The following is an 18176-nucleotide window of genomic DNA, read 5'->3' on the forward strand; positions in this document are numbered from 1 at the left end:
TCACCATAAATTTATTTAAGTTCTATGTTGTCCCCATCATTATCCACTTGGTACATATTCTGTTATATAATGAATTTATAGAATTTACAGAATAAGGAGCCCTTTCATGCTACAACAATTGTTTACTTCACCTATTTTATCCGCTCAAGCTTTGCATCCAGGCTATGAAGACCATGCAAGCGACGTGTTTCTTGTTAAAACAGAAGCTGAAGAAGTTATTGTTCGCTCTTCAAAAATGACTGAAGAGCCCAACAATGATTTTTGGTGGGGATGTAAAAATCTTTTTGGAATGGATCCAAGGCATGTACATCATTTAGAAACAATACACGCATTATTGAAAAAGCATACTACCTTACCCATCCCGACTATTTTGCAAAAACATGTTTAAATGAGCGAGAGTATGTAATCGTCGAAAAACTAACCGGAAATACGCTGCAATCATTTATCGGACAACCTGATTCTATTTTATTCAGCCTTGGAAAAGGACTAGCAGAAATTCATTCGTTTCAAGCAGAGTTTATAGGAAACCCATCAAATACTTTCCACATTCCACTAGAAGAATTTAAGTCTCACATATTAAAAGTCAGTAAAGATCTTGTAAATAAGTTCTATTCCGATAACGCGAGCATCCAAAACGCATTTCATACTTTTGAGTCACAGCTCTCTTCCTTGCCGTCACCGAAGGAATCTACACTTGTTTTAATTGATATGGATCCTACTCAGTTTTTATCAGATGGAGAATCTATTACTGGTTTAGTAGATACAGAGGCTTATGCAATTTCTCCACGAGAGTTTGATTTTATTGGATTAGAATATGTACTTACAGAAAAAGAGGCTCATGCTTTTAAACAAGGTTACGAAACCATTATGCCCATTCCTCGTCTTGAAGAATGTAGACACCCCTATCGATATTTGTACCGGTTATTATCTGTTCAGGGCAATGTGGAGTTAGAAAAGTGGCTAAGTCATCCATCCTATTTTTAAATACGAATGAGAGGGATTATGAAATGAATATTGAAAAAAAGAAATCTTTAACAGCAAACGAAATTCAGCAAATGAAAGATTTAGCTCATATTTGCGGACAACACGATCAAATTGATTATTCGTCAGATTTACATGTCAACTTCTTAACTGCCCGTAATAAAGAAAGGATAAATGATTTTATATTTTATGATGGTACTCAATTAATTGGTGCATTAAGTATGTATGACTTTGAAAGACCGACAAAACTGGAGTTAATAGGGTTTGTTCATCCAAACTATAGGAAACAACATATAGGCACCACTCTTTTACAAACCGCAATGAAAGAAATACGAATAAGAGAGGCAGATGAAGCTCTTCTTATTTTGAATGGGGATTCTGCTTCTGGGAAAGAATTTGCAAAACAAATGAAGTTACCTTATTTATATAGTGAATATAGTATGGAGTTCAAAGCAAAAGAAGTGCAAAAAACAACAAAGAATACTATACAGCTCACTCTTGCATCTTCAGAATCACTTCTTAATCTTATTGAAATTTCCAGTAAAGCCTTTGGAGATTCTGTAGAGAATACCGCTACATGGTTACAGAAAATGATGAATTCACCTTCTCATCAAGTTTACATTGCTCTTATTAATGAAAAAGCAATTGGAACGATTACAGTTACTGAGCAAGAGCAATCTACTACACTATCAGGATTTGCAGTTCATCCTTCTTATCAAGGTAAAGGATATGGTAAAGATATTCTTAGTTATATGGTACATACACTTATTACAGAAGGAGTTTCAACAATTCAACTAGACGTCGAAACGAAAAATAACAATGCTTTAAAACTATATACACAATGTGGTTTTGAAATTATGACGAAGTATGATTATTATGGATTGCTGGAAAATGAGGAGACTTATTATGTCTAATAAAATCATTTATTCGGACTATGATATCTTCGCATCTATTTATAATAAGTATTGGGGGCATTTTGCCGAACACTCCTATCCAGCCTATCATAAATTTATTTTACAATACGCCAGTTCCCACTCCCGCATATTAGATCTTTGCTGCGGAACCGGTCATCTTTCTAAAATATTAATCGATAACAATTTCATTGTAACTGGTATAGATGGTTCAGCTCAAATGATTGCACATGCACGTAAAAATGCATCAGAAGCAACCTTCATTGTTGATGATGCGCGCTATTTCAAAGTAGATGAGCAATTCCACTATGTCATCTCAGCCGGCGATAGCTTAAACCACATTATGAAATTAGATGAACTAAAAAATACTTTTCACAACGTTTACTCTGCGTTATATGATGGCGGCTCATTCGCATTTGATATGAATATGGAAAAAGGCTTTTTTGAAAATTGGAGTGCTTCCTTTCATATTTCAGAACGCGAATATGTTTGTACCATCGATTCCACTTATGATAATGAAAGTCACAGAGCAGAGATGAATTTCATTCTATTTAAACATGACATAAATGATAATTGGAAAAGAAGTGACTTTTCTTTTGAGGAAGCTTGTTACTCCAATGAAGAAATAATTTCTTCGTTGGAATCTGTAGGATTTAAAAACATTCAACTACATGGTACAAATAGAACATTTTTCATTTGTCAAAAATAAAAAAACTGAATCATATTGATTCAGTTTTTTCTTATTTTTTTCTTAATATATTTACAACCGCAGTCGTTTCATCATTTTTTTTATAAACACGTGGAATTCTTCTATCCAACATGCATGTAACTTCATAATTAATTGTACCTAACATATCTGCTATTTCTTCCACCGCAATCTCTTCTTCACCTTGTTTGCCGTAGAATACAACTTCGTCTCCTACTTGTACTGGCATTGCATTTGTAACATCTAGCATAAGCTGATCCATACAAACACGGCCAATTACAGGTACTCGTACTCCGTTTATTAGTGCATACCCTTTATTAGATAGCTGACGATTATAACCATCAGCATAACCAATCGGTACAGTTGCAATCCATTCTTCGCCCGTTGTTACATAAGTATTCCCATAGCTAACACCACGATTTTTCTTCGCATGTTTAACATGAGCTACTTTTGATTTTAAAGACAACGCTGGCTGTAAGGAAGCAACTGTATGATCCACTTCTCTTGAAGGATACATACCGTAAATTCCAATACCGACACGAACCATATTTTGAAATGTGTTACTAAGTTCCATTGATCCTGCACTGTTTGAACTATGAATATATGGAAAATAAATTCCTAATTCTTCCGCTGTATTTACAGCTTTCTCAAACAAACTTGTTTGCATATTTGTATAAGTTTTATCTATTTCATCAGCGGTAGAGTAATGTGTAAACATCCCTACTACTTCTACATATCGCATACGTTTTAACTCTTCAAAAAACGGTTTAACTTCTTCTTCCTGTAAGCCAATACGGCTCATTCCTGTATCAATTTTTACATGAATTCGCACTTTCTTTTGAAGATGGTTTGCAACTTCATCTATACCTTGTAAATCTTCTACTCTATAAACAGTCATCATAACGTCATATTGAATTACATCTTCTACAGCTGCTACTGGTGTATATCCTAAAATTAAAATAGGTACAGTGATTCCAGCTTCTCTTAATTCAATTGCTTCATCTACAAATGCAACTGCAAGTTGGTTTATTCCTGCTTCAATAGCCGATTTCGCAACTTCAACTGCCCCATGACCATACCCATTCGCTTTTACAGCAGCCATCATTGCAATATTTTCATCATTCACACGTTTTTTAAATTCTTTTACATTATGTTTTACCGCATTTAAGTCAACTTCAACAATTGTATCTCTTCCATATTTCAAGCTCATTGGTCTAACTCCTAACTCAATAATTACATTCCATTCTAATTCACGTTTCATATGACCTTTTACAATATAATACTTTTCACTATGCTAGTCAAACTGCTAGAATTTTCGGAATTTTGAGTATGATATAATACCCTTAAGAAACTATTATATACGGAGGTGAGAATAATTACAATGTTTGTTCCATCTGCATTGAATCAAGTTAAAATTGCTATCGATACTTCCATTCAAATACTGAACCAATATACTGAAAGTGATTTGAAAATAAAGCCGATTGAATCAAAGCGGTCAGTATTTGAAATGTGCACACATCTTTCCCTTATTTTCCATGCTGATTTACTCATATTAAATGGTATTACAGAAAAAGACTTACATACCTTTTATATAGAACAAACACCAGAAACAATTACTCAAATACAGCAAACGATGATACAAGGGTACGATTTACTTTCTAAAACTTTTTTATCCTATTCCAATGAAGAATTAGCGGAAATTATGACTGCTTATTGGGGTATTTCTTACTCTCGATTCGAATGGTTGCTTGAAATCGTTGCACATTTTTATCATCATCGCGGGCAAATTCATATTTTATTATGTGAGCATATTAAAGATCCTAACATACCTTTATTTCAATAAAGGTATGTTAGACGACATTAAACTTTTTTAAGGCAAATAAAATACCACCTTCACTCGCCTTCTTTGTAACGAAATCTGCTCTTGTTTTTAACTCTTCTCCGCCATTCCCCATCGCAATTCCTAGTCCTACATACTGTAACATCTCAATATCATTTCCACCGTCACCAAAAGCAATTGCTTCTGATTTACAAATTTTCAGATGTTCCAATACCTTTTGAATTGCAGTTAGCTTCGATACTTTATTATCTTCCAACACATTCATAACGTAACCATGAAAACGTTCAAACGTAAGTGCTGGATATCTTTCAAAGAATTTTTGAGCTTCTGTTTCATCAGCATACAGACATACACAATAAATCTCTTCTGATAAGTTTCTAACTTCGTCAGGATACCGCTCTAAATTTAACGTTTCATTTAATGCTCGTATTACACGTTCGTCTTTTGAGGCAATACCATTCATTACAAATTCTTCTGTAAAATAAGAAACACTGTGACCATGTAATTCAGCGAAATTTGAAATATCATGAACAATTCCACTTGAAAGTACCGATTTATGTATAACTTCATCAGCACATTTTATATGTGCACCATTTGCAGAAATAAACGTATTTATGCCCAGCTCTTTAAATTGTGAGCATAAACTATACGGTCTCCCTGTTGTAACAACTACTTGTATTCCTTTATCTATTAATCTTTGTATCGCTTCTTTTGTACTTTCGTGCATACTTCTGTCAATCTCACTTAAAAGAGTACCATCAACATCAAAAAACACTACTTTGTACATAGGTCTTTACATCCCGTCCAAATGATTCGTATCATTAATGAAATGTACCGTTTTTTGTTCACCATCAATTTCAATTAAGCTTATTCCCGTATCTCCTATTTTAAAGTAATAGTCCATTGAGATTGGCATTTTGAAAAATGCACGTAATAGACTATTGATTACACCACCATGTGCAACAATTGCAATTCGGTCATATGTATTTTCTATCACGATTTTAGAAAAGATTCCTTCTATTCTCATTCTAAATTCAATAAATGATTCCCCGTTTTCAAACCGGTCATGAAGAAACTTTGGCTCTGGATATTTTTTCGCTTCTTCAAATGATAAACCTGCTTGCACTCCATTATTGAACTCCATTAATTCCTCTTCTAATTGAATTGGGCACTGAATCGCTTCCGCTAATGTTTCAGCCGTTTCTCGAGCACGTTTTAATGTGCTTGCCCAAATGAAATCTGGCGGGAAATCTGCTTTCACTTTCTGTACAAGTCTTTGCACTTGCTGTCTTCCCTTTTCTGTTAATTCAAAGTCAGCTCGCCCTTCATGTACATTTAAAATATCAGCTTCTGATTCACCGTGGCGTATTAATATTATTTGCATATTTCCCCTACTTCCTCATTTAATATTCACAAGATTCCATTATATCACATTCTTACCTTTATATAAAAAAAAGGAACAGTTTCCCGTTCCTCACCCATTCACTTTCTCCGCATTGTTCCAATAATATTTACTAAACGCTTCCGTCAACACATCAATAGTATTATATAGTTCGTCTAGCGTATTATCCACACCACCAACTTCAATTAACATCGCATTTTTAGATAAATCTTGATTATAAACGCCATTTCCATCTTTTTTATACTTTGGAAAGATTCCTCTGCTTAGTCCGTAATAGTTTTCATCTAAATAACTATTGATTGCTCTTGCAATTTTTTCATTTTCAGCACGCCCTTCGTTTTCCATCCCAATTATAAAATATAATCTTGCATACGATTTCCCGTTAATTACTTTTGTTGTTACCTTCTTCCGCTGATCATCACGGTGTATATCAATCGGAAACGCAATTTTATTATTTTGTGCTAATGTTTCTTTTACATATTCATGAGACGCTTTATATGATTGCGGCCATTTCCATTTTTTACTCGCTAATAAATCCCCCATATTCGTTTTATCATGAACTACCGGAATTCCTTGTCCTTCAAGTTGTTCTTTCATACGTTTCCCTAGTAAGGACACATTTACATCTGGACTTGATGGATCGGTAGCCCCTGGTAATAACGGAAAGAAAGATTCCCAGCTATGTGTATGATAAATATATACTGCACTTTCACCTTTTTTCGCTCCGTTCTTTTTCTGAACCGGATTATTCTTTTCAGCTTCTGTAACTTTATCTTTTGCTACTTCTCGCTCTTTCGTTACTTCTTCAATCGGTACACTAGATTCATTTGGGATATTCGTAAAGTTTGTCCCTTCCCCAGCTACGATAATGTTAGAGTAATACTTTGACATACCAGGCACTTCTTTACCGACAAACGTTCTTAAATCTTTAATTTTCAAGTCCGTCGCAATCGAGAACATTAAATTTCCAAATGACTCCCTTTTATTCTGCTTAAAATAATCAAATCCGTAATAGCGATTCTCACTTTCTATCATTTGAACAAAACCTTGCATCGATACTTTTCCAAACCATTGATTCGCGTAATTCGATTTCATTGTATGTAAAAGCGACGTCAAAATCGACGCAATAATAATTATGACTAGTGCATATAGAAAGAGTAACGAGATTAGTTTCTTCCCATGTATACGGGTTGCATACTTTTTCAATGTATCACCTTCTTTATACATGGATATGTACAAGCCTTTCGTAATATACGCAAAAAAAAAAGAGAAATGGTATCCCATTTCTCTTTCTCACTCTTATTGTTCTTTTTCTGTATCTGACGAAGGTAATTTCTTCGCTTGTTTTTCTTTGAAGATTTCCCCAATTGCCCCAAGAGTACCAAGTGTTTCAATTGCATTAGATGGAATAAACACTTTATTCGCTGGTCCTTTTGCAACCTCAATCAATGATTCAAATGATTTATAAGCAAGTACGCGCTCATCTAAATCTGCTGCGCGAAGTAATTCAATTCGGTTTTGTTCTGCTTTTGCAATTTCCTCAATCGCTCTCGCTTCCCCTTGCGCTTCTAATTCTTTCGCTTCTCGTATACCTTCCGCTTCACGAATACGCGCTTCTTTATCCCCTTCAGCCATTAAAATTTTACTTTGTTTTTCCCCTTCAGCACGAAGGACTTTATCTTGTTTCGCTGCTTCAGCTTCTAAAATGATCGCACGTTTATTACGTTCTGCTTTCATTTGTTTTTCCATTGATACTTGCACATCTTTTGGTGGATTAATATCGACTATTTCGACACGCTCAATACGAACGCCCCATTTTTCTGTCGCTTCATCAAGTGCTAAACGAATTTCTGTTGAAATTTTTTCACGACCTGATAATGTTTCATCAAGCTCCATTTTACCAATAATTTGACGCATTGTTGCAGATGTAATATTACGAACACCATATTCATAGTTTGAAATACCATATGTCGCAAGCTCTGGTTCAACAATTTGATAGAAAATAATTGTATCAATTTCTACTTGTACATTATCTTTCGTTATTACCTTTTGTGGTGGTACATTCGTTTGTTGAATACGTAAATCGTGATATACACGAACGCGGTCTACAATTGGGATTAGAATATTTAATCCTGGGTGCATAATCCGTTGAAATTTACCAAACCTTTCAACGACCCCAACTTTTTGCTGAGAAATAATTTTAATTGTCAATGCAATAAATACAACGACAATCAATGCAAAAATAATCGTTAACGTTAATGCTACTGCCATATTTATTCACTCTCCTTTTTCACTTGTAAAATAGTACTATGCCTCTGTATAACAACGACTTTTTCTCCAGCATCAATAGGAGTATCCGAAATAGCTGTCCAAGTATCTCCATCCACTTTCACAATACCGTTCACTTCGCTTGTAATCGTTTGCATAACAATTCCCTTTTTACCAACAAGTTTATCTACTGTATCAGTAAAACCTTTTGCTTCTCGAAAGTTTTTAGAAATTCTTTTCGTAAAGAAAGTCAATGTTAAACTTACAATCGCCCCAACAACAACTTGTAAAAATAGTGCATCAGGAGCAAACAAAGCAATAAGACCTCCGACAACAGCTCCAATTCCAAGCCAAAGCATGTAAAACGTAATCGACAACATTTCTGCAATAAATAAAATACCCGCTATTATAAACCAAATCACCCATCCAGCCATATGCAACCCTCACTTTCTTTCTCATTTTCTATATGTATATGAAGAAAAGAATGGTTTATCCGCCCTTTCTCATAGAGGGGGCGTTTGCTACAAGCTATTATATGTATTCGCTGTTACAACAAGCATTAATAAAATGCTATATTAATATATTCTTCATTATACACAAAAATCCCTTTCAAAAAATGACAAAAAATTTAATTCTTTCAAAAATATAAATTACAGATTATAATAATTAAAATTAAAAGCAGTATTGATTTGAAAGGTGGTATTCTTATTGCCTAAACGTTCACTAACTTACTATTTGGGCTCCAAAATATGCATTACTCTCGCTGACATTGTATACATAATGATTATTACAACTCACATCTATATCACAACTAGATCAGCTACAATTACTGCTCTTTTTCCATTATTACAAGTTATCACAAATCTTATCGCGAACACCTCTGCACCACTTATAATGAATCGGTTTCCATCTTATTCATTGCTATATACTCTACAATGGATTAAAACAGCTCTTTTAATATTGTTAATGATATTATTTCCTATACTATCAACAAACATTTCTGCTCTTTTAACTTTTGTTATTTTCATTTCATTATGTAGTGGCTGGAGCGCTCCTCTACTATACGCCGTTATCCCGCGCTTAACACCACAAGAAAAATTAGTAAAAGTAAATAGTGTCTTTTCCTTTTCAACACAAATTATACAAGCCGCTGCATACTCATTTACAAGCATAATTGTTCTTCTCATTGGCGTTACTTCGACACTCATGATTAATAACATATTGATGATTTTCGGATGTATTACATTACACCTTTCATTACAATCTATACAAGCTGAACGAGTAGCAGAACCCACTTCTTCGAAAACTACTGCATTATTAGAAGGATGGAAAATGTTATTTCAACACCCGTCTCTGCGCATCGTTACAATTATGGACTTAATTGAAACTTTCGCAGGGACGATATGGATCGGTGCTATTACGATGGCATATGTAACGACTGTTCTTCATAAAGGCGAAGATTGGTGGGGATATATTAACACAAGTTATTACGTCGGCACATTAATTGGCGGGATATTAGCGTGGAAAATGAGTACATATATTCAAAAAAATTTAATACGCTCCATGGCGATAGGCTCTCTTATGTTTAGTATTCTTACATTTTTATATGGTATGACAAGTAGCGGATTTATTGCTCTATTTCTTTGTGTTCTAATGGGGCCATGTTATCAAATTAGAGATATTTCTCAAACGACGGTTTTACAATCAAGCGTCACTCCTTCTTTATTATCGAAGATGTATACAGCTCATGGTGCACTTCTCTCGACAGCTTCTGGTCTTTCTATGCTTAGCGTTGGAATTATTACTGATATGTTCGGCGTTCGTACTATTTATATTATCGCCGCTTTTCTTATTTTATGTTCTGCTTGTTTATCCTTTAACTTATTAAAATATCAGAAGACGGAGCAGAAAGATATTTCACTTTAATCATTAAAACAAAAAGGACAGGAATTCCTGTCCTCTTTGTTTATTCTATTCATGACAAGTTGGGAATCTTCCTATGTTTTGTCGCTTGTTCAAAAGCATATGCTAGTTTAATTAATGCCCCTTCACTAAAAGCAGCACTTGCAAGAGTAATTCCAAAAGGCCTCCCATTATCCATATATCCCGCAGGCATTGCTATAGACGGATAACCTGCTTTCGCACATATAGTAGATCCTATATAAGAAGGGAACAGTATCGCATCCAGATTATATTTTTCCAACGCAAAATCAATACCTTGTTTTTGCGAAAAATATATATCTTCTAATCTTGCGTTTAAATATTCTGGATTTCTTAACGTATTAGGAAAATCTTTTCTTCTTTCTAACTTAGTTTGTCCATATTTCAAAGCTCTTTCTGCTATGTTTTTATTAAACTCCATTAACTCCGAAATAGAATGTACTGGAATAGTAGAAGGTAATTTAGAAAGATAGTTATCCAAGCTGTGCTTCAGCTCATAAAGTGGAACTCCCCAACTCCATTCCCTATGAAAAGACGGAATATCAATATCTTCTACTACTGTCGCTCCCTCACTACGTAATACTTGGATCGTTTCCTCAAACAATTTTTCATCGTACTCACCATTTTCGTAATAATCTTTTGGAGCATTGCTATAAACACCAATCTTCGCTCCCTTTAAACCATTAGCATCAAGATAAGATGTATAATCTTGATATGCCATGCCTTCACTTTTATGAGTAGCTACATCTTTTTCATCCACCCCAGTTAGACTCCCTAGTAAAATAGCAGCATCTGTTACCGTTCTAGCAAACGGACCGGCTGTATCTTGAGAATATGTGAACGGAATAATTCCTCTACGGCTAATTAAACCAACTGTCGGTTTAATACCTACTACAGAGTTTTGAACAGCTGGGCTCAAAATAGAAGCATCTGTCTCTGTTCCAACGGATAATACAGTAAAGTTAGCAGCAACTGCAACGGCAGATCCTGTACTCGATCCACCAACAAACATATCATCCTTTCCTGTACCGTAAGGATTAATCGTTTGACCGCCTCTAGCGCTATATCCAGCCCACATTTCAAAAGACATTCCGTTTGCTAACTCTGTCATATTTGCTTTCCCTAGTATAATCGCACCTGCTTCTCGGATCTTTTTAACAAGAAATGCATCTTCACTACTTATATTTTGTTCTAGGGCAATCGCACCAGCACTTGTATGCATCGAGTCATTCGTTTCAATATTATCCTTAAGTAAAACAGGTATACCATGTAATGGACCTCTTACACCTTTTGTCTTTCTTTCATAATCTAACGCTTCTGCAATAAAGATAGCATCTGGATTGATTTCTAAAATAGAATTGATTTTCGGTCCATCTTGGTCATACTTTGCGATTCTATGAAGATAATACATGACTAGTTCTTTTGAAGTTAACTTCCCAGCTTCCATTTCCTTTTGAATATCATGAATTGTTAATTCTTTTTGCAATAATGTATTAAACTGAATTTCCATTTTCATTCTCCTTTTATAAGCCCTTATATATATGACGTGTATCTATTACTTTTTCATTTTCTCCGCTCCTCGCATAGACAGCTACAATCCCTTTAAAGAAATTCAACTCACCAGTTTAAAAACCTTTAATTTCCAGAGAAATAAAAAGAGTCTGAAACGAATACAATATCGCCTCAGACTCTTTTTATTATTTTACATATACCTCTTCTAACAAATGTAAAAACTCGCCTTGTTTACCTGCTAATTCAGGGCATTTGTTAATATCAATCCATTCATAACAAAATACTAAACCTTTGTCTTCCTCACCAGCACTTACTATATGTTCCCACGTATCTTTCACATCTGTTAATAATGAAATGTGGAAAAAATGACGTTTTTGATATTCCTTTTTTTCTTTCATATAAATAATGTAATCAGAAAGGAAGCGCTCGATACAAAAATGGCGTAGTCCTGACTCTTCTTGTACTTCACGTAAAATTGCTGCCTCTAACGTTTCACCTTCATCTACCTTCCCACCTGGAACTTGGATACCAGTCTCTCGTATATCACGATGTTTAAAAACGAGTAGTTGCATAGCCCCTTCTTTTTCTCTCGTAATATATGCATGTACCTTTTTCTTATATAACCTCGTCATCTTAGCCCTCTCCCCTCAATTCATTACTGCGTTACTTCTTCAATCGTCAGTTGGTTTTCATATAAATATGTAGCTTGCGGATTCCCAACATACCGTACATGCCACGGTTCATAACGATAACCGGTAATCCCTTCTTTCTCTTTCGTATATCTAATAACAAAACCAAACTTATGGGCATTTTCAGAAAGCCACTTTCCTTCTTTCGTCTCCCCAAAAACAGTTTCTAGCTGAAATTTAGCAGATTGAGATGTAATATCCATAGCTAGTCCTGTTTGATGTTCACTCGTACCAGGGACTGCACTAGACATCGCTGTCTTTGCTTCTCCATCTTGTCTTTTATACATTGTATTTAATGCTTTTTGTCGATCAAAAGATCTAAATCCAGAGACTGCAAAAAGGAAAATCCGCTCATTATTGGCTTGCTGAAACATTTCCTCAAGTGCCGCCGCTGCCTCTTTCCTCATCTTTTTCTTCTCTTGATCACCTTCACTAGAGTAACGTACTTTCGGAACAACTAAATCTGGCGGCCTATACCCATCTGGTAAACGCCTATTTTTATTCACAAGTACAAGCATCGAATTTGGATTACTAATGACTGCGATATCCCCATCCATATTAGCAATCGTTTCTTTAGCTTTCGGAAATATATTATTTACATTTACTTCCTTCGCCTCTTGCTCCTTGTACATCTTATAATTTATTCCTGCTACTCCAATGATCAGTATCATTGCTACGATACCAAGTAGTGCCCATCTTTTTTTCATATAACGACCTCTTATTTTAATAATTTGGCCATTTCATACTCATCGATACCTTTTCCATCGATGATAAGAGCAGATTTTTTGACACCTTCTTGTTCAAATCCAATTTTGCTATATAGTGCCTGAGCTCTTGTATTGTGGGCCATTACCGTTAATTCTAAACGCCATACATCATGTAATCTTGCCCACTTCTCTACTTCTTTAAACAAACTCGTTCCAATACCTCGGCCACTATACTCTTGCAAAATACCAATTACAATGCCTGCCACATGTCTCTTTCTTTGAATATTATTTCCATTAACTAAAATAAACCCTACTATTCTCTCTTCTTCAACTGCTACAAATATTGTCGCATATTCATTTTCAATAAAACGGTGGACCATCTTTTCTTGTTGCTCTACTGTAGTTTTTCTTTCTCCTAGTTCGTATAACATAAATTTCGTCTCTTCGTCCAATTGCTTATTTAATTGCAAAAACGATGTTGCATCTTCTACTCTAATCTCTCGTATCAGCTTGATCCCCTACCATTCTGTTAGTTAAAAATTTTCCTTGTAAAAAGATTTTCTCTATTTTTGCGAAAATCCCTTTCTAATTCTCCTATTATAAATAGACAAATTTCGATATTACTATAGCAATTACAAATTATGTCTATAATGTGACATCTTTTCATCCTCATTTCATGACAAACAAAAAACGTAAGCTGTACACTTACGTTTTCCCCCAATTGATGTAGGCTGATAACCATCGGCAATGCCTACCACTAATTCAAATTTCACTTTATCCATTCACTTTTTCTGCTTGCCAAAAATATTCACCAAATGCCTTAGCAAGTGCATCAATTGATCGATTTAATTCTTCCTCTGTATTATCTACCCCGCCAACTTCAATTAATATCGCTTGTCCTGATAGGTCTTGATTGTAGACTCCATTTCCTGTTTGGAATCCTTTTTGAATTACACCACGGCTCATTCCCGGATATTTCTTACTAATCGTCTCATGTAACGCAGTTGCTAATTGTAAGTTTTTTTCATAGTTTTTGTTACCTTTCCCAATTACAAAAGCAAGCTTAGCATATGATTTATCTCCAATTGTTTTTGTTGTTACATTTTTCCGTGCACTATCACGGTGTAAATCGAAGAAGTATTGTAATTCTTTATTACCAGCCATCGCTTCTTGTACAATTTCCCGTGACATTTTATAAGAACTAGTATCATTCAATCCTTTACTTATTAACTTTTGACCGACATTAGTCTTATCGTTAGTAGCACCTATCCCTTCACTTGCCAGTTGTTCACGAAAGCGATCTCCAACTATTGAAATATTCGTTACAGAACTCGTTGCTTTATTTGGATTAGGGTCATTTGTTAAGTTAAGTAACGGCAAATAAGATTCCCAGCTATGTGAATGATATATAAATGCAACTTGTCTTTTTCCAGTCGTTTGAGCTGGTTGTTTTTTCTCTTTATTCGTATCAGGCTTTGGCGCTTGTCCACCTTCTCCAGTCCGTTCTTTCACTACTTCTTCAAGAGGAACACTCGACTCTATCGGTAAGTTAGAATAATTTGTTCCCTCACCTGCGATAACGATTTCTGTATCGTACTTACCAAAGCCAGGAAGCTCTTTCCCGACAAAACTACGTACATCATCAAAACGAATATTCGTAGCCATCGAAAAGAGGAATGAAGAAATAGAAAAGTCTTGATTCAAATTCCGGTACTCCTGTGTAAAATAATGATTCTCTTTCCCAATAACGTACATGTAGCCATTCATCGATAACTCATTTAACCAATTATATAAATACGTTGACTTTGTCTCTTTCATAGAGGTTACCATCATACTAATAAGAAAAAAAGTCGCCAGTACTGTAGTAATAATAAATAAAACTAACTTACGTACACTTGTGAACTTCACGTAAAAAAAGCCTCGATTCATACTATCACCCTCTCTATTTCAAGTTATGTACAAGCTCTAGAGAATAGACCGCTTAAATTCCGGCTATATTGTTAATGAGGTGAAATGAATTGAAGCTACTAATAGGAACATTACCAATCGTCTTATCATTTATTTTTTATTTGTTTGCTTTACATCCTAAAATTCGTATTGTGCTACATATTTCCGCATACTTAGCACTGTATGTACTCGGGACAATTATTTCTATTAATATATATGATGTTTTAATACAAAATTTAGTTTTCATGACAAGCATTCATGGAATTTTACTGAATCCATTTTTCCTTATTGCAGGAGCGTATATAGGAACATACACTTTATACTTACTTTTGTCTTACATTATTACAAATATAAAAAATGGAGCGTAATGAAATGCAGCCACCATTCATCTGTCATAAATGTAAAAAAAGAATAACGAGAAGGAAAGATCTTATTACCTCTACACGGTATTTCCGCTTTTATTTGTTTCACAACACTTGTTTCAAAAATCAGCAATTATTTGTCTCACGTTTTATTCCTATAAATACACTCTTTGGTTTCTTTCTTATTACATATGGGCTTATTGCTGGCAGCATTCTAATGTTCACGGAGCCCTCTATCAATTGGCTTATTTTTTTGCTTCCTATTTTATATCGGTTTCTTTCCTATTATTACGTTGAACGTTTTTTCTGTAAATAACTAGTAGATTGACCTCTAGGAATGCTTAAACACTCCCATTCATTTTCTTTTAACATTTTACCAATGTAAATGATTTGTCCAATATGTAAAGCATAATGAGAAATTTGCCTTTCGATCGCTTGCATAACAGTGTGTTCTTCTCCGCGAATGTATACTTTCTGCAAAATCTGCTCTGCTGTTAAAGTATCCATCGTTTTAAAGACATACTCCCACCCTTCTTGCCACGCAGCAAGCGCTTCTTGTTTTGAATTGTAGCCACCTTCAAATCCACCATCTCGGTTACGATCTATTTTTTCGCCATCAGACGTTAAAAATTCCGTCCATCTTGAACGCATATTACCATGTAAATGTTTAATAATAATCGCGATACTATTTGTCTCTTCCTGAGCAGACCACATTATCTGTTCATAAGATAATTGAGAAAGTACACGTTCTCCTTGTTTTTGTGTTGCCTTGAAATTCGAAATGGCACATTGTAAATATTCTCGTCCGATATCCATGTTTACCCCTACCTTCACACTAACTAATTTTCGTTCCATTTGGCAATTCCATATTAGGCTGAAGCAACACAACATCACCAGCTTCAGGAACACCACCCAATACAAGCACTTCCGATTTAAATCCTGCCACACGCTTTGGCGGAAAATTTACAACAGCAACAATTTGCTGACCGATTAAGTCTTCTGGATTATATCTCTTCGTAATTTGAGCACTTGACTGCTTGACCCCAAGCTCCCCAAAATCAATTTCTAGTTTAATCGCTGGCACTCTCGCTTCTTTAAATTCCTCTGCCTGTGTTACTGTTCCAATTCTTACATCAAAAGTTAAAAAATCTTCAAAATTAGCCATTTTATCATTCCTCCCAATTATTACTTAGACAAAATACAAAAATCCCCTTTAAAAAAAGAAAGGCGCCTAAGCACCTTTCTTTTGTAATTCACTTAATTCATTTGATTTATAGAAGAAGAAACCGAGAATCCCGCCAATACATGATGGGATTAGCCATCCTATTCCTTCTTTATATAATGGTAACATTTGTAGCACATTAGAAATCGCATCAATTTTAATGTTCGCACTTTCTAAACCGTTAAAGAAACTAATTAACAACGCACCTAAAATAGCTCCAATATATATTGTATTACGCTTCCCTATCCATTTATGGAAATATGAAAGAACGATTAATACAATTGCAACTGGATAAATGATCATTAACACTGGTAATGTTACTGTGATTAATTGTGTTAACCCTAGGTTAGATACAATTAAACTAAATACACATACCATAGTTACAATCGTTTTATGCGAAAGTTTTGGGAATAAGTTTGTAAAGAAGCCAGCACACGCAGATGTTAATCCAACAGAAGTTGTTAAACAAGCGAGTATAATTACAAGTCCTAATAAAATTTTGCCACTTGTTCCATATAACTCATTTACAACATTCGTTAAAATAAGACCACCGTTCTCCGACACACCAAGTGATGTACTTGTAGATCCGAGATATGCAAGTGATAAATATATTAACGTTAAGCCTAATACAGCAATAATCCCTGATACAACTGTTATTTTTGCGATTTGTCCGCTCTCTTTTATCCCTTTTGAGCGAATAACTTGTACAACAACAATCCCAAACACAAGTGCACTAATCGCATCCATCGTTAAATATCCTTGAATAAATCCACCAAAGAAAGCATTCTCTTTATAAGCAGCTAAAGGTGCAGCTGGTTCTCCAATTGGATCAATAATTGCTTTTCCGACAATAACAGCAACAATCAATACTAACAATGGTGTAAGAAATTTCCCGAACCAATCCACTAATTTAGATGGATTTAATGATAAATACCACGTTATTCCGAAGAAAACTATAGTGAAAAGAAATAGCATGTACCACTCAGAAACCATTGTCTCTGATAGAAATGGCTTCATACCCATTTCAAATGAAACAGCTCCAGTACGCGGAATCGCGAAAAATGGTCCAATCGCTAAATAACTAATCAATGGGAAAATAAACGCAAATATAGGGTGAACTCTAGAAGATAGCGCTTTCAAGTCCCCCTCTACAAACGCGACAGCTGTTACAGCTAATAGGGGTAATCCGACTCCCGTTACAAGGAATCCAATTGTAGCAATCCAAACATTTTCTCCTGCTTGTTGACCTAAAACTGGCGGGAAAATTAAATTTCCTGCTCCTAAAAATAGTGCAAATAACATTAAACCAATCGCTACCGTATCACCTGGCCTTAAACGTCCCTTCATGCTTTTCATTTGCATAGCACTTTTTCATTGTTTATATCTCTTTTCACAATATGCTATGCATCCTCCTCTCTGCTCAAGATGATAAAATATGCCCCTTACAAAGCAGTGTCTTTCTCCATAATTTCTCCATTCCCCTTATTCTTACTCTAATTATTAATTTTTGATTTTTTTGAAAATTTAACTCATCAGAGTGGTATAACGTGGAGTTTAGTTGTCAGACCTCTTTGTTTTTATCACACATATAGTAACATATTTAGTTGAAAAATAAAAACATATTTTCAATTTGATTTTTTTGAAAATCAAAATTATCTACATATACTTCCTTTATTTATTCTATTACA

Annotated in this window: 20 protein-coding genes and 1 pseudogene; 7 read left to right on the forward strand and 14 right to left on the reverse strand. The window is 34.8% G+C overall.

The features are described 5' to 3' along the window. Nucleotides 1-106 precede the first annotated feature (106 nt). From MR066_RS13670 to MR066_RS13680, 3 genes and pseudogenes are all read left to right on the forward strand, one after another. Nucleotides 107-984, forward strand: a pseudogene (locus MR066_RS13670) (phosphotransferase). A gap of 23 nt (nt 985-1007) precedes the next feature. Beyond that, nucleotides 1008-1895 (forward strand): GNAT family N-acetyltransferase, encoded by an 888-nt coding sequence (locus MR066_RS13675; protein WP_242247473.1) that lies wholly within the window; start codon nt 1008-1010, stop codon nt 1893-1895. Further along, a complete protein-coding gene (locus tag MR066_RS13680; protein WP_242247474.1) occupies nt 1888-2601 on the forward strand; it encodes a class I SAM-dependent methyltransferase in 714 nt (237 codons plus the stop codon). Before MR066_RS13675 ends, MR066_RS13680 begins: the two co-directional genes overlap by 8 nt. A 31-nt stretch (nt 2602-2632) precedes the next feature. On the opposite strand, the gene alr is transcribed toward MR066_RS13680, so the two are convergent. Next, the gene (alr, locus tag MR066_RS13685; RefSeq protein ID WP_242247475.1) at nt 2633-3808 is read right to left on the reverse strand and encodes an alanine racemase; all 1176 of its coding nucleotides are present in this window, start codon (nt 3806-3808) and stop codon (nt 2633-2635) included. A gap of 171 nt (nt 3809-3979) precedes the next feature. Here alr and MR066_RS13690 point away from each other — a divergent pair, with 171 nt between their 5' ends. Further along, on the forward strand, nt 3980-4441 hold the full coding sequence (locus MR066_RS13690; protein WP_242247476.1) for a DinB family protein: 462 nt from the start codon (nt 3980-3982) through the stop codon (nt 4439-4441). A 7-nt stretch (nt 4442-4448) separates the two neighbouring features. Here the strand turns inward: MR066_RS13690 and MR066_RS13695 are convergent, their stop codons facing one another. The 5 genes from MR066_RS13695 to MR066_RS13715 form a co-directional block, all read right to left on the reverse strand. Further along, on the reverse strand, nt 4449-5225 hold the full coding sequence (locus tag MR066_RS13695) for a Cof-type HAD-IIB family hydrolase (RefSeq protein WP_242247477.1): 777 nt from the start codon (nt 5223-5225) through the stop codon (nt 4449-4451). A 6-nt stretch (nt 5226-5231) separates the two neighbouring features. Continuing rightward, the gene (locus MR066_RS13700) at nt 5232-5822 is read right to left on the reverse strand and encodes a histidine phosphatase family protein (RefSeq protein ID WP_242247478.1); all 591 of its coding nucleotides are present in this window, start codon (nt 5820-5822) and stop codon (nt 5232-5234) included. A gap of 90 nt (nt 5823-5912) precedes the next feature. Then, nucleotides 5913-7124, reverse strand: a complete 1212-nt coding sequence (gene spoIIP / locus MR066_RS13705; protein WP_313954307.1) for a stage II sporulation protein P — start codon at nt 7122-7124, stop codon at nt 5913-5915. 15 nt (nt 7125-7139) lie between these two features. Beyond that, on the reverse strand, nt 7140-8111 hold the full coding sequence (locus MR066_RS13710) for an SPFH domain-containing protein (RefSeq protein WP_044444209.1): 972 nt from the start codon (nt 8109-8111) through the stop codon (nt 7140-7142). Nucleotides 8112-8113: 2 nt separating this feature from the next. Continuing rightward, nucleotides 8114-8542 carry an NfeD family protein gene (locus MR066_RS13715; RefSeq protein ID WP_002012470.1) on the reverse strand — a complete coding sequence of 143 codons (429 nt, stop codon included), beginning with the start codon at nt 8540-8542 and terminating at the stop codon, nt 8114-8116. 274 nt (nt 8543-8816) lie between these two features. Here MR066_RS13715 and MR066_RS13720 point away from each other — a divergent pair, with 274 nt between their 5' ends. Continuing rightward, entirely contained in the window at nt 8817-10034 is a 1218-nt protein-coding gene (locus MR066_RS13720; protein ID WP_060749806.1) for an MFS transporter, read from the forward strand. Nucleotides 10035-10083: 49 nt separating this feature from the next. Here MR066_RS13720 and MR066_RS13725 read toward each other — a convergent pair whose 3' ends face one another. From MR066_RS13725 to spoIIP (MR066_RS13745), 5 genes are all read right to left on the reverse strand, one after another. Further along, nucleotides 10084-11559 carry an amidase family protein gene (locus MR066_RS13725; RefSeq protein WP_242247479.1) on the reverse strand — a complete coding sequence of 492 codons (1476 nt, stop codon included), beginning with the start codon at nt 11557-11559 and terminating at the stop codon, nt 10084-10086. Nucleotides 11560-11746: 187 nt separating this feature from the next. Next, nucleotides 11747-12193: an NUDIX hydrolase gene (locus MR066_RS13730; RefSeq protein ID WP_242247480.1), complete on the reverse strand. Its 447-nt coding sequence runs from the start codon at nt 12191-12193 to the stop codon at nt 11747-11749. Between the two features lie 23 nt (nt 12194-12216). Continuing rightward, nucleotides 12217-12957 carry a M15 family metallopeptidase gene (locus tag MR066_RS13735; RefSeq protein ID WP_242247481.1) on the reverse strand — a complete coding sequence of 247 codons (741 nt, stop codon included), beginning with the start codon at nt 12955-12957 and terminating at the stop codon, nt 12217-12219. Nucleotides 12958-12968: 11 nt separating this feature from the next. Beyond that, nucleotides 12969-13466, reverse strand: coding sequence for a GNAT family N-acetyltransferase (locus MR066_RS13740; protein ID WP_002141410.1), 498 nt, complete (start codon nt 13464-13466; stop codon nt 12969-12971). A gap of 265 nt (nt 13467-13731) precedes the next feature. Beyond that, complete coding sequence (gene spoIIP / locus MR066_RS13745; protein ID WP_002141409.1) at nt 13732-14886, reverse strand: stage II sporulation protein SpoIIP; 1155 nt, start codon at nt 14884-14886, stop codon at nt 13732-13734. A gap of 89 nt (nt 14887-14975) precedes the next feature. Between spoIIP (MR066_RS13745) and MR066_RS13750 the strand changes: the two genes are divergently transcribed. Both MR066_RS13750 and MR066_RS13755 read left to right on the forward strand, forming a co-directional pair. Continuing rightward, on the forward strand, nt 14976-15272 hold the full coding sequence (locus MR066_RS13750; RefSeq protein ID WP_002012463.1) for a hypothetical protein: 297 nt from the start codon (nt 14976-14978) through the stop codon (nt 15270-15272). Between the two features lie 4 nt (nt 15273-15276). Then, entirely contained in the window at nt 15277-15582 is a 306-nt protein-coding gene (locus MR066_RS13755; RefSeq protein ID WP_242247482.1) for a permease, read from the forward strand. Here the strand turns inward: MR066_RS13755 and MR066_RS13760 are convergent. The 3 genes from MR066_RS13760 to brnQ4 form a co-directional block, all read right to left on the reverse strand. Further along, a complete protein-coding gene (locus MR066_RS13760; protein WP_242247483.1) occupies nt 15555-16121 on the reverse strand; it encodes a DUF1572 domain-containing protein in 567 nt (188 codons plus the stop codon). The two genes, MR066_RS13755 and MR066_RS13760, sit on opposite strands and share 28 nt — an antisense overlap. Beyond that, entirely contained in the window at nt 16102-16431 is a 330-nt protein-coding gene (csaA, locus tag MR066_RS13765) for a chaperone CsaA (protein WP_001263027.1), read from the reverse strand. Before csaA ends, MR066_RS13760 begins: the two co-directional genes overlap by 20 nt. 66 nt (nt 16432-16497) lie before the next feature. After that, on the reverse strand, nt 16498-17835 hold the full coding sequence (gene brnQ4, locus MR066_RS13770; RefSeq protein ID WP_396022273.1) for a branched-chain amino acid transport system II carrier protein BrnQ4: 1338 nt from the start codon (nt 17833-17835) through the stop codon (nt 16498-16500). Nucleotides 17836-18176: the final 341 nt, after the last annotated feature.

It is taken from the genome of Bacillus cereus group sp. BfR-BA-01523 (genome assembly GCF_022662615.1).
Taxonomy (GTDB): Bacteria; Bacillota; Bacilli; order Bacillales; family Bacillaceae_G; genus Bacillus_A; species Bacillus_A mycoides.